The 16,437-nt window shown below is 62.8% G+C and carries 21 protein-coding genes; 8 read left to right on the plus strand and 13 right to left on the minus strand.

Going from position 1 to position 16,437, the window contains the following annotated elements; genetic code table 11:
• Window positions 1-61 precede the first annotated feature (61 nt).
• From rpoN to ptsN, 3 genes are all read left to right on the plus strand, one after another.
• The gene (rpoN, locus tag AC56QX_RS11110) at window positions 62-1,588 is read left to right on the plus strand and encodes an RNA polymerase factor sigma-54 (protein ID WP_497115908.1); all 1,527 of its coding nucleotides are present in this window, start codon (window positions 62-64) and stop codon (window positions 1,586-1,588) included.
• Between the two features lie 265 nt (window positions 1,589-1,853).
• A complete protein-coding gene (gene hpf / locus AC56QX_RS11115; protein ID WP_027043252.1) occupies window positions 1,854-2,438 on the plus strand; it encodes a ribosome hibernation-promoting factor, HPF/YfiA family in 585 nt (194 codons plus the stop codon).
• Window positions 2,439-2,497: 59 nt separating this feature from the next.
• Window positions 2,498-2,962, plus strand: a complete 465-nt coding sequence (ptsN, locus tag AC56QX_RS11120) for a PTS IIA-like nitrogen regulatory protein PtsN (RefSeq protein ID WP_027031063.1) — start codon at window positions 2,498-2,500, stop codon at window positions 2,960-2,962.
• Window positions 2,963-3,062: 100 nt separating this feature from the next.
• On the opposite strand, the gene AC56QX_RS11125 is transcribed toward ptsN, so the two are convergent.
• Window positions 3,063-3,317, minus strand: a complete 255-nt coding sequence (locus tag AC56QX_RS11125) for a BQ00720 family protein (protein ID WP_013529590.1) — start codon at window positions 3,315-3,317, stop codon at window positions 3,063-3,065.
• A 64-nt stretch (window positions 3,318-3,381) separates the two neighbouring features.
• Window positions 3,382-3,807 (minus strand): Hsp20 family protein, encoded by a 426-nt coding sequence (locus AC56QX_RS11130; protein ID WP_013893014.1) that lies wholly within the window; start codon window positions 3,805-3,807, stop codon window positions 3,382-3,384.
• Window positions 3,808-4,110: 303 nt separating this feature from the next.
• On the opposite strand from AC56QX_RS11130, the gene AC56QX_RS11135 reads away from it, so the two are divergent.
• Entirely contained in the window at window positions 4,111-5,052 is a 942-nt protein-coding gene (locus tag AC56QX_RS11135) for a nucleoside hydrolase (RefSeq protein ID WP_497115910.1), read from the plus strand.
• Between the two features lie 57 nt (window positions 5,053-5,109).
• On the opposite strand, the gene AC56QX_RS11140 is transcribed toward AC56QX_RS11135, so the two are convergent.
• The 9 genes from AC56QX_RS11140 to AC56QX_RS11180 all read right to left on the minus strand — a co-directional run bounded on the left by AC56QX_RS11140 (window position 5,110) and on the right by AC56QX_RS11180 (window position 11,717).
• Window positions 5,110-5,385, minus strand: a complete 276-nt coding sequence (locus tag AC56QX_RS11140; protein WP_497115911.1) for a hypothetical protein — start codon at window positions 5,383-5,385, stop codon at window positions 5,110-5,112.
• Window positions 5,386-5,518: 133 nt separating this feature from the next.
• Complete coding sequence (locus AC56QX_RS11145; RefSeq protein WP_096450214.1) at window positions 5,519-6,133, minus strand: LysE family translocator; 615 nt, start codon at window positions 6,131-6,133, stop codon at window positions 5,519-5,521.
• Window positions 6,134-6,235: 102 nt separating this feature from the next.
• The gene (locus AC56QX_RS11150; RefSeq protein ID WP_497115912.1) at window positions 6,236-7,681 is read right to left on the minus strand and encodes an amidase; all 1,446 of its coding nucleotides are present in this window, start codon (window positions 7,679-7,681) and stop codon (window positions 6,236-6,238) included.
• Between the two features lies 1 nt (window position 7,682).
• On the minus strand, window positions 7,683-8,588 hold the full coding sequence (locus AC56QX_RS11155) for a ribokinase (RefSeq protein ID WP_497115914.1): 906 nt from the start codon (window positions 8,586-8,588) through the stop codon (window positions 7,683-7,685).
• Between the two features lie 207 nt (window positions 8,589-8,795).
• Window positions 8,796-9,278, minus strand: coding sequence for a hypothetical protein (locus AC56QX_RS11160; protein ID WP_497115915.1), 483 nt, complete (start codon window positions 9,276-9,278; stop codon window positions 8,796-8,798).
• The gene (locus AC56QX_RS11165) at window positions 9,253-9,768 is read right to left on the minus strand and encodes a hypothetical protein (protein WP_497115917.1); all 516 of its coding nucleotides are present in this window, start codon (window positions 9,766-9,768) and stop codon (window positions 9,253-9,255) included. The genes AC56QX_RS11160 and AC56QX_RS11165 overlap by 26 nt, the downstream gene beginning before the upstream one ends.
• Complete coding sequence (locus AC56QX_RS11170) at window positions 9,735-10,055, minus strand: hypothetical protein (RefSeq protein WP_477446876.1); 321 nt, start codon at window positions 10,053-10,055, stop codon at window positions 9,735-9,737. Before AC56QX_RS11170 ends, AC56QX_RS11165 begins: the two co-directional genes overlap by 34 nt.
• A 92-nt stretch (window positions 10,056-10,147) precedes the next feature.
• A complete protein-coding gene (locus AC56QX_RS11175) occupies window positions 10,148-10,618 on the minus strand; it encodes a hypothetical protein (protein WP_497115918.1) in 471 nt (156 codons plus the stop codon).
• 220 nt (window positions 10,619-10,838) lie between these two features.
• Complete coding sequence (locus tag AC56QX_RS11180) at window positions 10,839-11,717, minus strand: methylated-DNA--[protein]-cysteine S-methyltransferase (RefSeq protein WP_202357891.1); 879 nt, start codon at window positions 11,715-11,717, stop codon at window positions 10,839-10,841.
• Between the two features lie 115 nt (window positions 11,718-11,832).
• On the opposite strand from AC56QX_RS11180, the gene AC56QX_RS11185 reads away from it, so the two are divergent.
• On the plus strand, window positions 11,833-12,648 hold the full coding sequence (locus AC56QX_RS11185) for a class I SAM-dependent methyltransferase (protein ID WP_497115920.1): 816 nt from the start codon (window positions 11,833-11,835) through the stop codon (window positions 12,646-12,648).
• 85 nt (window positions 12,649-12,733) lie between these two features.
• Here the strand turns inward: AC56QX_RS11185 and AC56QX_RS11190 are convergent, their stop codons facing one another.
• Window positions 12,734-13,228 (minus strand): DUF2244 domain-containing protein, encoded by a 495-nt coding sequence (locus AC56QX_RS11190; protein WP_497115921.1) that lies wholly within the window; start codon window positions 13,226-13,228, stop codon window positions 12,734-12,736.
• Window positions 13,229-13,250: 22 nt separating this feature from the next.
• On the opposite strand from AC56QX_RS11190, the gene nth reads away from it, so the two are divergent.
• Complete coding sequence (gene nth, locus AC56QX_RS11195; RefSeq protein ID WP_497115923.1) at window positions 13,251-14,063, plus strand: endonuclease III; 813 nt, start codon at window positions 13,251-13,253, stop codon at window positions 14,061-14,063.
• On the opposite strand, the gene AC56QX_RS11200 is transcribed toward nth, so the two are convergent.
• Window positions 14,051-14,506, minus strand: coding sequence for a DUF2214 family protein (locus tag AC56QX_RS11200; RefSeq protein ID WP_497115924.1), 456 nt, complete (start codon window positions 14,504-14,506; stop codon window positions 14,051-14,053). The genes nth and AC56QX_RS11200 overlap by 13 nt on opposite strands.
• 212 nt (window positions 14,507-14,718) lie before the next feature.
• On the opposite strand from AC56QX_RS11200, the gene AC56QX_RS11205 reads away from it, so the two are divergent.
• Both AC56QX_RS11205 and AC56QX_RS11210 read left to right on the plus strand, forming a co-directional pair.
• A complete protein-coding gene (locus AC56QX_RS11205; RefSeq protein WP_497115925.1) occupies window positions 14,719-15,258 on the plus strand; it encodes a GNAT family N-acetyltransferase in 540 nt (179 codons plus the stop codon).
• An 88-nt stretch (window positions 15,259-15,346) separates the two neighbouring features.
• On the plus strand, window positions 15,347-16,423 hold the full coding sequence (locus AC56QX_RS11210; RefSeq protein ID WP_497115927.1) for an OmpA family protein: 1,077 nt from the start codon (window positions 15,347-15,349) through the stop codon (window positions 16,421-16,423).
• The last annotated feature ends 14 nt before the right edge of the window (window positions 16,424-16,437 follow it).

The following is a 16,437-nucleotide window of genomic DNA, read 5'->3' on the forward strand; positions in this document are numbered from 1 at the left end:
TGACCGGCCGAGAAATTCAATTCCGGTAAGTCTGCGTAGAGGAGGCGTTTGAAACCGAACCATGGCGTTGGCGGCGAAACTACAGCTTCGACAATCGCAGTCGCTGGTGATGACGCCGCAACTGATGCAGTCGATTCGGCTGCTGCAGTTCACCCATCTCGAACTCGAGCACTTCATCGACGAGGAGATTGAGCGCAACCCGCTTCTGGAACGCGCCGAGCCGCAGGACGACGCCGCGAGCGACCATGCGCAGAAGACCGAGGCCGAGCCGCAAGCGGCCGCCGACGGCGACTGGTTCGAGAACGAGGCGGGATGGAGCGCCGAGGCGATTTCGGAAAAACTCGATACGTCGCTGGAAAACCTGTTTCCCGACGATCCCGGCACCAGCGAGCGGCTCGGACCCGACCTGACGGCGCAATGGAAATCGGCTTCCGGCAACGGCGGTGGCTCCTCGTCCGAGGGGCTTGACGCCGGCGACATGGCGGCGGGCGCCATCACCTTGCGCGACCATGTCGCCGAGCAGGTCGCACTCGCCTTCGCCGATCCCGTGGCGCGGCTGATCGCGGCCGACCTCGCCGACGGGCTCGACGAGACCGGTTATCTACGTGCGGACCTGGCCGAGGTCGCCGCGCGTCTTGGCGCCGACGCTGCCACGGTGGCCAAGGTGCTGGCGGTGTGCCAGGGCTTCGAGCCGGCCGGCCTGTTCGCCCGCGATCTTGCTGAATGTCTCTCGCTGCAACTTGCGGTACGAGACCGCCTCGATCCGGCGATGAAGGCGCTGGTCGCCAATCTCGAACTCCTGGCGCGGCGTGATTTCCAGGCGCTGAAGCGGATCTGCGGCGTCGACGAGGAGGACCTGCTCGACATGCTGGCCGAGATCCGGGCCCTCGATCCGCGCCCGGGCATGGCGTTTTCGGGCGGCGCCAGCGACGCCATCGTCGCCGATGTCGAGGTGCGTGCGGCCAATGACGGCAGCTGGACCGTCGAACTCAACGCCGAAACGCTGCCGCGTGTGCTGGTCGACCATATCTATTTCGCCCAGGTCTCGCCGCACGCGAAGAACCAGGCGGAAAAGGATTTTCTGGCCGAGTGCCTGCAAAACGCCAATTGGCTGACGCGCAGCCTGGACCAGCGGGCAAAGACGATCCTCAAAGTGGCCTCGGAGATCGTGCGCCAGCAGGATGCGTTCCTGGTCCATGGCGTGCGCCAGCTGAAGCCGCTGAATTTGCGCACGGTGGCGGACGCCATCGGCATGCACGAATCGACCGTCAGCCGCGTCACGGCCAACAAATACATGCTGACCCCGCGCGGCGTGTTCGAACTGCGCTATTTCTTCACCGCCTCGATCGCCGCGTCGGGCGGCGGCGACGCGCATTCCTCCGAAGCGGTGCGGGATCGCATCAAGCAGCTGATCGACGAGGAGAAACCCGTCGATGTGCTGTCCGACGACGCGATCGTCGACATGCTCAAGGAGAGCGGCGTCGATATTGCAAGGCGTACGGTCGCCAAGTACCGGGAAGGCATGAATATTCCGTCTTCCGTGCAGCGCCGGCGCGAGAAGCGGGCGCTCGCCAGCGCGGGGCGTTAAGGACTCCCGATTTTCCACAGCTTTCGAGCTTCATTGACAAGCCGTGGGGAAGTGGCTAGAAGCCCGCCCGCATGAGACGGGCCGATGCCCGCTAGCGGATGGTCCGTCACGACAATGGCCTCGGGACGGTCAAAAGGGCGGCTTGTGATCAACCGGAAAGTTCGGATTTAAATCGGCGCGAGTGACGCCGCAAAGCTTGTGCGCACGGATCACGAGTATAAACTCAGGCCAGTTTGAAGCCTGAGCAAGGAAGGTCAGTTTTCAGATGAATCTGCGCATATCGGGAAAACACATGGATATCGGCGATGCGTTTCGCACACGCATCAACGATCGTGTCGGCGAAGCGATCGGCAAATATTTCGATCGCGGCTTTGCGGGACACGTCACCGTCATCAAATCGGGCTCGCGCTATTCGGCGGATTGCATGATCCGGCTGGATTCCGGCGCCTCGCTGCAGGCTACCGGCGATGCCCAGGATCCGACGCTCGCCTTCGAGGCCGCGGCCGATCGGCTGGAGACCCGGCTTCGGCGCTACAAGCGCCGTCTCAAATCGCACAATTCGGGCAACGGCAATGGCGAGTTGACCGACATCGCCTATACGGTGATGGCGCCGCTTGCCGATGACGACGAGGAGATCCCGGAGGATTTCGCGCCGGCCATCGTCGCCGAATCAACCATGACGCTGAAGACCATGTCGGTGGCCTCGGCGGTCATCGAACTCGATACCAAGGACAGTCCGGTGTTCGTTTTCCGCAACGCTGGAACCGACCATCTCAATATCGTCTATCGCCGGCCCGACGGAAATATTGGCTGGATCGACCCGTCCACGACCAAGGTCGCACAGGGGTAAAAGCCAGCCGCACGAGGGGTGGGGACTGGTGACGGCAGGCGAACAAGGGATTTTCAAGCATGGATCTGAGCGATCTTATCAGCGTTCCGGCGATTTTGCCGGCGTTGAAGGCGAACTCCAAGAAGCAGCTTCTGCAATTGCTGTCCGAACGGGCAGCGGCGATTTCGGGCATTCCGGAGAGGGAAGTGTTCGACACCATCCTGCAGCGTGAGCGGCTGGGCTCGACCGGCGTCGGCAACGGCATCGCCATTCCGCATGGCAAGCTCGCCGGCGTGAAGCGGATCGCCGGTGTTTTCGCCCGGCTGGAAACGCCTGTCGATTTCGAATCGCTGGACGACCAGCCTGTCGATCTGGTGTTTCTGCTGTTGGCGCCGGAAGGGGCAGGCGCCGATCATCTCAAGGCGCTGTCGCGCATCGCGCGCGTGCTGCGCGACGCCGATACGGTGGCCAAGGTCAGGGGAACGCGCGACGCCACGGCGATCCACGCGCTGTTGTCGGACACGCAGGCCTCGCACGCGGCCTGAATCTTTGAGATAAGAGAGAGAGAGACCGCCCGCCAGTTAAGATAAGACTGCCACAAGGGCCGCCATGGGCGGCCCTGTCCGTTTCAGGCGGAGATTGCCGTCAGTGAATGGCGACCGTGGTCAGGTCGTTTTCCATGGCGCCGGCCAGAGCGCGGTCACGCGCATCGGACAGCAGGATCGGTTGGCCATTGGCGGCAAACAGCGCCCACAGCTCCATGCCGGGCGCGATTTCACCGAGATTGGGGAAACGGCCGAGCAATTCGTCGCTCGAGACCTTGCGCAGATAAGCGACCGAGCCCTCGCCGAGATGGGCGAATTCGCCATTGGTCATGGTGATCGTTTCAGTTCTGGTCATTTCAAGCCTCCTTGGCGCGAGGACGCCGCTCAAGGCCATCCCGCATGAGAGCCATCGGTAAAGATCAGTCTTTCACCGATATGTTTATTTTCCGTACCAGCCGTTCAGACTCGGGCCGATCGAGGTCGATCGACAAAAGGCCGTTTTTCAACTCCGCCGCGATCACCCGCATGCCGTCGGCCAGCACGAAGCAGCGCTGGAACTGGCGCGCGGCGATGCCGCGGTGGAGAAATTCGCGCTCGGTATCGTCGGTCTGACGGCCGCGCACGACCAGCTGGTTCTCCTCGGTTGTCACATCGAGATCGCTTTCGGCGAAACCGGCAACGGCGAGCGTGATGCGCAGCCTTTCGGCCTTGCCGTCAGCACCGCTGAGCCGTTCGATGTTGTAGGGAGGGTAGCTGTCACCGGATTTCGCCAGACGCTCCAGGGTCTTTTCCATGGCGTCGAAACCAAGGAGAAGCGGGCTGGAGAAAGGCGTCATTCGGCTCATGTTACACTGTCCTCTCAAGAGCGACATAAAGTGGAAAAACCCAGGTGGCATTTTTCCCGATGCTCTTGATATGGTCCGCCCCGCGACCAAGTTCAAGCCACTAGAAGACCCGCCCAAAAAGACCAGGCCTTGGACTCACAGGAATAATCGACATGGCGCTTGAAACGACGCGCGGATGCAACGAGAAGCGCTGGGGTCGGGGGCGTTCCCGGTCGAGCGGTTCGGCAGCTTGCAGCCGGTTCGGCGTCCTTCAGGCGTGCTCTCGATCCGGTGAGCTCACGGCCAGCCAAACAAGGAATTGAAATGCCCCAACCACGCAAGATCATCATCGACACCGATCCCGGCCAGGACGATGCCGTCGCCATTCTGCTGGCGCTCGGCAGCAGCGAGCTGGAGATCGTCGGCATCACCGCCGTTGCCGGCAACGTGCCGCTGAAATTAACCGAAAAGAATGCTCGCAAGATCTGCGAACTGGCCGGCCGGCCGGAAATCAAGGTCTATGCTGGTGCCATCCGTCCCCTGGCACGCACACTGGTCACCGCCGAGGAAGTGCATGGCAAGACCGGCCTCAACGGGCCGCAACTGCCCGAGCCGACGATGAAGCTGCAGGAGCAGTATGCCGTCGACTTCATCGTCGAGACGCTGATGAAGGAAGAGAGCGGCACCATCACGCTCTGCCCGCTCGGGCCGCTGACCAACATCGCGCTGGCGCTGATCCGCGAACCGCGCATCGCGCCGCGCATCAAGGAAATCGTGCTGATGGGCGGCGGCTTCTTCGAGGGCGGCAACGTCACGCCCGCGGCCGAATTCAACATCTATGTCGATCCGCAGGCCGCCGATCTGGTGTTCAAGTCCGGCATTCCGATCGTGATGATGCCGCTCGACGTCACCCACAAGGCGCTGACCACCACCAAGCGCACGCAGGCCTTCCGCGCGCTCGGCACCAAGGTCGGCATCGCGACCGCCGACATGCTGGAATTCTTCGAGCGTTACGACGAGGGCAAATACGGTACCGATGGCGGCCCGCTGCACGACCCCTGCGTCATCGCCTATCTGCTGAAGCCGGAGTTGTTCAAGGGCCGCAACTGCAATGTCAGCGTGGAAACCGCCTCGGAACTCACCATGGGCATGACCGTGATCGACTGGTGGGGCGTGACCAAGCGGGAAAAGAACGCCATGGTGATGCGCGACATCGACCATGACGGCTTCTTCGCGCTGCTGGTGGAGCGGCTGAGGCGGCTGTAACACTTCCACCCTCGATGCAGATGGTTAGCCCAGAGACATAGAGCTTTTGGGCATGTCTCACTCGGGAAACCGGTAGAAGACGGCGCCGTTGTCGCGTGTAACGCGTTCGATGCTCGCATCTGATCCAATCAGATGCGGGCGGTCGTCGTCGATGAGCACGGACGAGCCATCATTGAGAGCAAGCACATAGAGGATGTACTTACCGTCTCTCCATTGGGCACTTTTGATCGTTGCATCGATGGCACCGACAGACCGGATCGGGTTTGCGTCGTTGGCCCATTGGTTTGCCGCCAACATGAGCATAATCGCAAACGCACCGATGAAGAGGATCACGCTAGGCGTGTTCCTCTTCAAACCATCCCAAGTCCAAAAGACAGACATGAATCCCCCGACGCAGATTCATGTGGTGGTGGAAGAGCACGCTTTCAATCGGTTGCCATTCCCGGCGCCGGCCTCGCGGCCGCCCTTACTTCGATCTTGAAAACGCCAGCCACAGGCCGCCGCCGACCAGGAAGCTGCCGCTGATCCTGGACATGAGCTTGATGCGGCTGGCCGACAGCAGGCGTCCGGCGCGGCTGGCGGCGAGCGCATAGCTCGAATCCGACAGGGCGGCGAAGATCATGGCGGTCAGGCCCATGACGACGATCTGCAGCGTATAATTGCCTTGCGGCGCGATGAACTGCGGAAAGAAAGCGCCGAAGAACACCAGCGTCTTGGGATTGCTCAGCGCCACCAGCAGGCCCTGCAGGAAGAAACCGCCGCGCGGCTTCCTCGCGGTGCCGTCGGCATTCAGCGTGCCCTTGGAGCGGAACATCTGGACGCCCATCCAGATCAGATAGGCGGCGCCGATCAGCCGCACCCATTCGAACCAATGGCCCATGCCCGCGATCAGCGTGTTGAGGCCGATGCCGACGATAGCGATCATGATGGCAAGGCCTGCCTGTGTGCCGGCGACATTGGCGAGGCCGGCGCGGGCGCCATGGCGGATGCTGTTGGCGATGATCAGCGTGACCGTCGGACCGGGCACCAGGATGATGACGATGCAGGCGAGAACATAAGCGGCGTAGAGTTCGAGCGACATGGTTTTTCCCTTGGAATGCTGTCGGTCCAGCAGGCGACAATCAATGCATGGCGACAGGCGCCGCGCAAGCGATACGCGAGGCGCTGCGCCGTTACACGCGCGTCAAGCGCCAGCCTGCCAGGGCATTGTCGCCTCATAGGCGGCCGCCGCCGTCAGCACGGCAAGGTCGCCGCGCGGCCGGCCGATCAGCTGCATGCCCATTGGCCGGCCCTTGTCGTTGAAGCCAACCGGCACATTGACCGCCGGGCAGCCGCCCAGTGTGGCAAAGGCTGAGACCTGCATCCAGCGGTGATAGCTGTCCATCGGTCGTCCGTCGACCTCGCTTGGCCAGTGCATGCCGATTTCGAAGGGGAAGACCTGCGCGGTCGGCAGGGCGATGAGGTCGAAGCGATCGAAGATCGACAGCAGCGTGCGATGCCAGGAGGTGCGGATGACCGAGGCTGCACGGATCTGCGGCGCCGTCAGCCGCATGGCGCTCTCGACTTCCCAGATGGCTTCCGGCTTCAGCAGCCCGCGCCTGGAAGGGTCGTCGTAGTGGACCTTGAGCGCGCAGCCGCTGCTTGCCTGGCGCAGCGTCACGAAGGCCTGCCACAGCGCCTCGAAATCGAAATCCGGCAGCAAGGGTTCCGCTGGGAAGGATGCGTCCGCAAACCGGCCAAGTGCCGCCTCGCAGAGATCGAGGATGCCGGCTTCGAGTGGCAGATGGCCACCGAGGTCGCCAAGCCAGGCGACGCGGCCGCCGGTCGACGGCATTGCAAGCCCTTCGAGGAACGAGCCCGGTTTGTCATAGGACAGGGGCGCCTGCGGATGGTAGCCCGCCTGCACGTCGAGCAGCAGCGCCATGTCGGCGACGTTGCGGCCCATCGGCCCCTCGACGCCCATCTGTGCATGAAAGACCTCGAGGTCCGGCCCGCCGGGCACAAGCCCCTGCGACGGGCGGAAACCGTAGACATTGTTCCAGGCGGCGGGGTTGCGAAGCGAACCACCGAAATCGCTGCCGTCGGCGACAGGCACCATGTCGAGCGCCAGCGCCACCGCCGCACCGCCGCTCGATCCGCCGGCGGTCAGCGCCGGATCGAAAGCGTTCAGCGTCGGCCCGAACACAGTGTTGTAGGTGTTGGATCCCAACCCGAATTCGGGAACATTGGTCTTGCCGATGATGATGGCGCCGGCGTCGCGGATGCGCTCGACGAAGAAATCGTCTTCCTGCGGTACGAAATCGGCGAAGATCGGCGAGCCGAAGGAGGTCCTGAGGCCAGTGGTCGAGGCTAGGTCCTTGATGGCGATCGGCAGGCCGAAGAGTGTACCGGATTCGCCTCCCCGCCTGCTATCGGCTGCATCGGCCTCGCGCAGGATGTCGCCGCGGTCGCGCAGCGAGACGATGGCGTTGACCAGCGGGTTGACCGTCTCGATGCGGTCGAGGAAGGCCGTCACCACCTCTCGCACGGAGAGTTTCTTGCGGCGGATCGCGCCGGCAAGCTCGATGGCGGACAGGCGGCAGATATCGCCGGCCGGAGGCACGGCATGCTTCGTCCGGGGGCGCATCATTTCAGCTGGCTTCCTGCAAGGCCTGATCGACATCCCTGGCCAGCGGGATCGCTGGTTGAGCGCCAGGTTTGAGGCATGCCAGCGAGCCGGCCGCACCGGCGTGCGCCAGGGCCTTGTCGAGCGCAAGGCCGGACGATAGGCCGGCAGCGAAGTAGCCGCAAAAGGTGTCACCGGCGCCGACCGTGTCGACAGGCGTGATCTTCATGGCCGCAACGGTCAGGAAATCGCTCGGCGTCGCCGCCATAACGCCGTCGCCGCCGAGCGTGACGACGATGGTGCGGCCGGTTTTCACGGCGAAGTCGCGCATGCGTGCCGCCCGGTCGCGGCCCTTCAACGCCAGCGCCTCGCCATAGAGGTCGAACTCGGTCTCGTTGGCGACGGCATAATCGGCCTTGCCGAGGAAAGCCGCCGCATCGCCTTGGAAAGGAGCGGTGTTGAGCACGGTGACGGCGCCGGCGGCCCGTGCCTGGTCGAGTGCGGCGTCTACGGTCGCCAGCGGGATCTCGTGCTGCAAAAGCACGACATCGCCCTTTTTCAGAAAGGCCTTGGAGAGGTCGCCGGGCACCACGGAAGCATTGGCGCCGGGAACCACAGCGATGATGTTCTCGCCGTCGTCGCCGACCATGATCAGCGCCGTGCCGGTCGAGGCAAAGGTTTCCCCTACGCCCGACAGGTCGACCTTGGCCTCGCGCAGCAATGACAGCGCCTCGGCGGCGAAACTGTCCTTGCCAACGGCGCCGACCATGCGCACCGGGACACCGGCGCGCGCGGCGGCCAGCGCCTGGTTGGCGCCCTTGCCGCCCGGCGCCGTAACGAAACCGGAGCCGCTCACCGTTTCACCGGGGCTCGGCAAGCGGTCGACTTTGGCGATAAGGTCGAGGTTGATCGAGCCGATGACGACTATCAAGAAAGTGCCTCCCTGCCAGCGCTCGCCGGAAATCAGGATCGACTTTCGGAAAGCACGATTTGGATCGAAGACCCACAATGTGGATCGAGATGGCGAGGTGCGCCGGTGCATCAGTATGGACGCACCGTCACCCCGGTTGCGCGGGAAGCTAGCGCGTCATGCGATGACTTGCCAGACCACGTGCATATCAAAAGCTGATTTGTCGCCTCACTCGCAGCGCACGGTGACGGTGCCCTGATAGGTGCCGGCGGGAAAGATTCCGCTCGACTTGGTGGCGGTGAGATCGACTTGCATGGGATGGGTGCCGTTGACGACCCTTTGCGGCACGCTGCCGTTGATATCGACCCCCGACCCATCGAGGCGGAAGACCGAGGCGAAGGTCACATTGGTGCTGCCGCCGCTCGGCGCGGACGAGAATGCGGCAGGTGCCGGCGCTGAAACAGAATAACAGTCAAGCAAGTTAAGTATCGAGCACAGCAGCGAGTTTGCCACCACGGTGGCGCTGGCGCTCGATCCGCCTGCCTGTTTGGAGCCCAGTGTGCTGATGGTGGGATTCGCGGTCATTGTTCCCGATGCCCCGACCATGATGGTGCAGGTGCCGATGATCGCCGCTTGCACCGGAAGGCAGAAGCCGGCAAATGCCGCCATCGCAAGCAGCGCGCGGTTATTTCTTCTTCTTTTTCTTGCCATCGCTATTTCCGGTCCTGAGGCTCCAGCCTTCGTTGGCCCATCCGGGTGATGCGGCCGTGGGAGCAGTGGTGGCAACGCTTGCCGTCGTGCCGCCGTCGACATTGACGCCCATCTTCAACAGCTTCAGTTCCATTTGCAGGCGCTGCACCTCGAGTTCATAGAGCCGGCTGCAGTCGAGACGCTTTGGTGTCCGGCCGATCGGGATCACCACCCGGCCATAGGTGGCGACGTCATTGTTGGACTGGTTGTTGCCCCTGATGACGCCGAGATCGAGATAGGCGCCCGATCCGGAGACCGCGGAACGGCAAGTGGTGCCGTCGGCGGCGTGGACCTCGTCCTGGCCCTGGGGCAAGGTCACGCCGGGCAGGTTGAAGCCGGTCTCATTCTGGTTGAGGTTGTAGACATCCTGGGCCAGAGCCGGCGCAGCGCTTGCCACGGCAACCGCGAGTACCAGCGTCAGGACTTGCGATGTCCAAAGAACTTTCCGCATATCTGTGCCTTTATCTGGGTCTGCTGATTGGGAAAGGGGATGCTTTCGGTACAGATACGCACTTTACGGTCGGGGGCGCCGTCGAAGGGCACGACGACAAGGACGGGACGGGAAGCCTGCGAAGCCAGCTGGAAGACACTGGGAGAGATTTTGGCTTCCACCGGTTGAAAATCCTGATCGTAGACGTGGACTTCGATCTTGATCTTCTGGTCGTAGGGGTTGGCCGGGAAAACGCGGACCGCGAAGACGTCAGTGAAACTGTTGACCTCGCCGCGCATCGGCGACATCGACTGAGCCGCGGCGGCAACAGGGATCAGGCCGACGGCCAGCGCCGTCGCCAAGGTTCCAGAAAATGTCAAGGATGCCTCCTTCCCGAGGGCTATTCGCAGCGCACCGTCACCGTTGCCTGATAGTTTCCGGAGGCGAAGCGGTTGCTGCCGCCCTTGGTGCCGGCGAGGTGGACTGTGACGAGATCGGCACCGGGGGCGGTCAGGCTGGTGGCCGAGCCTGTCTCCGCGATCGTGTGGGCACCGGTCGCCGAATAGGTTGGCGTCCAGGTGATGGCCGTGGTGTCGGCGGCCGGCACTGTGGTGGTGGTGACCGGGTCGACGCTCAGCGACACACCTCCGGTGGTGGTGAGCGTGACCGTCCCCGCCGAGCCACCGCTGTTGTGCGAGCTCAGTGATTGGAGATCAGGGCTCACCGTCATCGTGCCGTTGGTGGCGACCACCAGCGTACAGGTCGCGGTGATCGTGCCGTTGAAAATGACATTTTGCGTCGTGGCCAACGCCGCTTGGTCCATACAGGCGACCAGCATGGCTGCACCGACGACAGTGCGAAACAACCTCATCGAGACCTCCTATCAAGCCGGATTGCCCGAATTAATATGGGTCATCATCGCTTTATCGTGGTTAATTTAGGGTAAACTAAAATAGTTAGTTGAAGTACCTGTTACGCAACCGGTGGGTTGTCCTGGGTTGCAAGAAAGAAAAACTACACAGAATTGTTATCAATACTTCTCATTTATAAGGATATGTAGATTTATACGGCACTAACCGGAAAATCGATATTCACGACGACACTTGCCCCGCCTCCCAGCCCAGTATGGCGCGCTTGCGGGTCAGGCCCCAGTGGTAGCCGGTGAGGTCGCCGGACTTGCCGATGGCGCGGTGGCAAGGCACCACGAAGGAGAGCGGGTTGGCGCCATTGGCGGCACCGACCGCGCGGCTGGCGCTTGGTGCGCCGATGCTGGCGGCGATCGAGGAATAGGTGCGAGCCTTGCCCATCGGAATCTGCAGCAGCGCCTCCCAGACACGAACCTGGAAATCGGTGCCGATCATGACGACATGCAGCGGCTGGTCGGGGCGCCACAGCGTCGGGTCGAAGATGCGCGCTGCGTAAGGCCCGGTGGCAGTCATGTCCTCGACATAGATGGCGTTTGGCCAGCGGCTGGACATGTCGGCGAACGACGCACGTTCCTCGCCGGGATCGCTGAAGGCGAGGCCGGCAAGGCCGCGGTCGGTGGCCATGATCAGGGCGGTGCCGAACGGCGAGGGGTGATAGCCGTAGCGGATGGTCAGCCCGGCGCCGCGCGTCTTGTAGTCGCCCGGCGACATCGCCTCATGCGTGACGAACAGGTCATGCAGCCGGCCGGGACCGGACATGCCCAGTTCGAACGAGGTTTCAAGCAAGGGCATGCCGGAATCGAGCAGCCGGCGGGCGTGGTCGAGCGTCACCGCTTGCAGGAAGGCCTTGGGCGACAGGCCGGCCCAGCGGGTAAAGAGCTTTTGCAGGCCGGTCGGGGTTTCACCGACCTCTTCGGCCAGTTCTTCCAGCGAAGGCTGGTCGCGATAGTCGAGGCTGATCTTCTCGATGGCGCGGCGCACGATCTCGTAGTCGCTGCCTTGCGGCGTGATGTCCTTTTTGAGGACTGCTGTCTGTGTGCTCATCGAACTGTCTCCTTGGCCAGGAATATCGCCCCTTGGGGCGCCGTTCGCCACCCGAAACTTGCCTTCTTGCCGCGCATGCCCAGATAGACTCCGGTTGCGAGCCCAGGAGTCGCTCATGGCTGGCGAGAAAGTGCATCTGACCGGGGCAAAGGAAACCCTGCTGATGACGCTCTACGGCAAGGCGCTGGAGAGCCGGCTGCCACATTCGCTGCTTGGGGATCACTTCGCCGACGAGGCGGTACGCAAGATCGACTATGATTTTGCGAGGCTTAAGGTCGACGAGAGTCTCGGCATTGGCCTGGCGATCCGGGCCAAGACACTGGACGTTCGTGTTGAGGATTTCCTGGCCAGAAATCCCGGCGCCATCGTGCTGCATCTGGGTTGCGGGCTCGACACGCGCATCTTCCGAGTCGATCCGCTGCCAGGCGTGGACTGGTTCGATGTCGACTATCCCGAAGTCATCGAGCTCAGGCGCAGGCTCTACCCGTCCCGCGACCATTACCACCTCATCGCTTCGTCGGTGACCGAGCCCGGCTGGCTGGCCGGAGTGCCCCGTAACCGCCCGGTCATCGTGGTGGCGGAGGGGCTGACGCCCTATCTGCCCGCAGACGAAGGGCTGCGCCTGGTTTCGCGGCTTGTCTCGCATCTTGCCGGCGGCGAGCTGATGTTCGACGCCTACAGCCGTTTCGGATTGACGCTGCTTCGGCTCAATCCGACCATCAAGGCGACGGGCGCCGAGGTCCACTGGGCGATCGACGATCCGCACGAACTGGAACTGGCGGTTCCAAAGCTGCGCTTCGTCGAGGATATTTCCGCCTACAAGCCGGAACACGCCGCCCGCATGGGTTGGTCCGCCAAACTGTTCGTGCGCCTTTGGAAACACATTCCGGCGCTGCGTAAGGTCGGCAGACTGTTGCGGTATCGTTTCTAGAGCATTTTGTTTGCCGCAATCCCCCAGGGAAAGCGCTGCGCGCTTTTCCCGGGAAAACCGCTTCACACTTTTCCTGGAACTGCTTTCAACGCGCCTTGGCGGTGGCCAGCGCCCGCGAAAAGGCGGTGGCAAAGCTCTCGCGGGACTCGGGATCGAGAAAGCCGCCGATCGGCACGTTCTGGCCTTGTCCTTCCACCGTCATTTTGGTGATGCCGATCTCGGCGTGACGGGCGACCGAAAATCGCGTCCAGAACGGGTTGAAGCGGTGCGCTTCCGATTTCCCCGAAGGGGCCGTCTTGCGGATGTCGAGGCTGGTGCGGGAGACCGACACTTCCTCGCGGGCGCGGGCGGCGCGATAGTTGGCACGGAAAGCGATGTAGACGGCGACCACGTCGAGGCCGAAGAAGCCGAACACCGGCCAGGCGCCACGCGACAGGAAAAACGCGCCGGTCACCAACCAGCCGAACAGCAGCGCGCCCATCAAGACCAGGAAGCCCGTCCTGCCCAGCGAGCGGTGTGGGGTCAGCAATGCGTGAAAGAAGGGCTCGTCAGCCTGAAACGAGGCGTTTGTATCGCTCATGACAGGATATTATAGGAGGGAAATGGCGAGCCCCAAGTCCAAAGATTCTTCCATGCCCGAAAAAGAGCAGCCGCCCGGACGACGCGATGGTTCGAATGCCAAGCCGCGCCCACGGCCGGTGCGGCGGACTTCGCGCTACAGTTCGGCCGAAGTGCACGAGATTTTCCGGCGCTTTTCCGTGCAGCGGCCGGAGCCGAAGGGCGAGCTCGAACATGTCAACGCTTTCACGCTGCTGGTGGCGGTGGTGCTTTCGGCGCAAGCGACCGATGCCGGCGTCAACAAGGCGACGCGGGCGCTGTTCAAGGTCGCCGATACGCCGCAGAAGATGTTGGCGCTGGGCGAGGCCAAGGTCGGCGACTACATCAGGACCATCGGGCTGTGGCGCAACAAGGCCAAGAACGTGGTCGCGTTATCTGAGGCGCTGATCCGTGACCATGGCGGCGAGGTGCCCAATGATCGTGATGAACTGGTGAAGTTGCCCGGAGTCGGGCGCAAGACCGCCAATGTCGTGCTCAACATGGCTTTCGGCCAGCACACGATGGCGGTCGACACGCATATTTTCCGCATCGGTAACCGGCTTGGGCTGGCACCCGGCAAGACGCCTGAACAGGTCGAGCAGGGACTGCTGAGGATCATCCCGGACGAATATATGCGCCACGCGCATCACTGGCTGATCTTGCATGGCCGCTATGTCTGCAAGGCGCGCAAGCCGGATTGTCCGGCCTGCGTCATCGCCGACATCTGTAAGGCCGGGGAGAAGACGACCAGCGTTCCAGCGCCGCTGGTCGAGATCGCCCCGCTTGTGACGGTGGGTGCTGAAGATCAGGTGCCGTAACCACGCGCCATCGCCGCCGCGAAGACCGGGATCAGCAGGAAGACGAAGGCTTCAGTGCGGATATAGGTCTTCACCGAGGCCAGTTCGCTCGCGGGTACAGTGAAGGAGGGATTGGCATTGGCCTGCCGGTTCCAGGAAATGAAGCGCACGGTCGGGATGATCGACAGCAGGCCGACAATGCCGAACGCCGCCATCTTGGCCCAGAATACCCAGTTGTAGACGTAGAACTCCCAGCCCTTGAGGCCCCAGACGACACGGCCGATGCCGACGATGATGATCAGCGCGGCGATGATGCCATAGTGACGGTCAATGCCGGCGAGCCGCTTGAGCGTCACGGCTGGCAGGTCGCCGCGGATCAGTACGAATTCGGCGCCGATGATCCCTGCCAGGGAAAACACCAGCAGATGATGGACAATGGCAAGCACAAGGTCGGTCGTGTCCATGCTTCTTCCCTTGGGTTTGAGCACCTGCCGCGCCTGAAAAAGGCGCGTCGCGAGATGCTGAATGAGCCTGCCGGGAAGATAACATCGTCGAACGGATTTCTCACTGGAGAACATTGTACATTGCGGCTCTGGATGATGGCGCATCTTCTGCTGGCCCTTGCACCGCAGGGGCGATTTGCTAAGCGCGGACAACATCAGCGAGGCAAGTCCCAATGAACAACCGCCAAGTGACCGTCGCCCCCGTCATCGAGACGCAGCGAACCATCCTGCGGGCGCACCGGATTGAGGATTTCGACGCCTATGCCACGATGTGGGCCGACCCGGTCGTCACCCGCTTCATCGGTGGCAAGCCGCGCACGCGCGAGGAAAGCTGGATGCGCTTCCTGCGCCACGCCGGCCTGTGGTCGCTGCTCGGCTACGGCTTCTGGGCGATCGAGGAGAAGGCGACGGGCCGCTTCGTCGGCGAGGCGGGGTTTCACGATCTGAAGCGCGACATGGAACCGTCGATCGAAGGCATTCCCGAGGCGGGATGGGCGCTGGCGCCGGCCGTGCACGGTGCCGGCCTTGCCACGGAGATCGTCGGCCGCGTGCACGTCTGGGGCGACGAGACCTTCGGACGCACCAAAACTGTCTGCATCATCGATCCCGAAAATACGGCTTCACAGAATGTCGCCAGGAAGTGCGGCTACAGCGAGGTGACGCGGACCCTCTATCACGATGCCCCGACCATCCTGCTCGAGCGGCGGCCCTGAGCGGCGTCATCGACTGGACATACCCGCTCTGTTAGCATCGATCATCAAATGAGGGGGATGATCGATGCATGCATTCAAGACGACAGTCATGAGGTTTTTCTGGGCGGGGCTTGTGCTTGCGCTGACATTGCGGCTCGCGGCCGCCGATGCGACGGTGCCGACCGCCGATATAGAGGGGGCCGCCGACAATCAACTGGCCAAGCGCTACGAAGGCTCGTTCATCGTCTCCTACGTGAAATTGGCCTTCACCGATTTCAGTGTGCCGCTATCGCCCTTGAAGCCGAGCGCTGACCCGGACGCGCGTGATGCGATGAACAACCGCGTCTTCGCACCCGACAAGAAGGCCGAGGTCGAGGGTGCCTTGACCCGCATCGCCTATGTGCTGCCGACCGAGCGCTCGCCGCTTGAAGTTCTGCGCAATTATCAGGATGTGATCAAGGCGGCCGGCGGCGAGGTCCTCTTCGAGTGCAAGAAGGAGGAGTGCGGTGGGGCTGCCGACCGTTCGTCGAGCGGTGGCGGCGGCGACATGAGCCTCACGATGTATTCCTTCCACGAGAGCGATCTCAAGGACGCAGCATTCTCCAATGGCGCTTGCGCGCTGGCCACCGGCATCAACGACCAGCGCTATTTCTCGGCCAAGGTGCCGCAGGATGGCGGCGACGCCTATGTCACGGTGCAGACCTATTCGCTGACCGACGATCTCTATTGCAAGGCGCTCAACGGCCGCACCGTCGCCGTTGTCCAGGTGCTGGAACCCAAGGCGCGTGACAAGAAGATGGTGATCGTGGAGGCCGCCAAGATGGCGGATTCGCTCTCCGCCACCGGCAGCATTTCGCTCTACGGCATCTTCTTCGACACCGACAAGGCCGCCATCAAGCCGGAGTCGGAACCGACGCTGAAGGAGATTTCGAAACTTCTGGCCGGCGACCCGAAGATGGCCGTGATCGTCGTCGGCCACACCGACAATCAAGGTGCCTTCGATTACAATCTCGACCTGTCGTCGCGGCGCGCGCAAGCGGTCAAGGCGGCGCTGGTGGCGAAATATGGCATCGATGGTTCGCGGCTGACGGCGGCCGGTGCCGGCATGATGGCGCCCGTCGCCAGCAATGACGACGAGGCGGGCCGCGCCAAGAACCGCCGCGTGGTTCTGGTCAAGCTGAACTAGCGGGTCTCGCCGAC

This window comes from Mesorhizobium sp. RCAM 06353 (assembly GCF_059683585.1).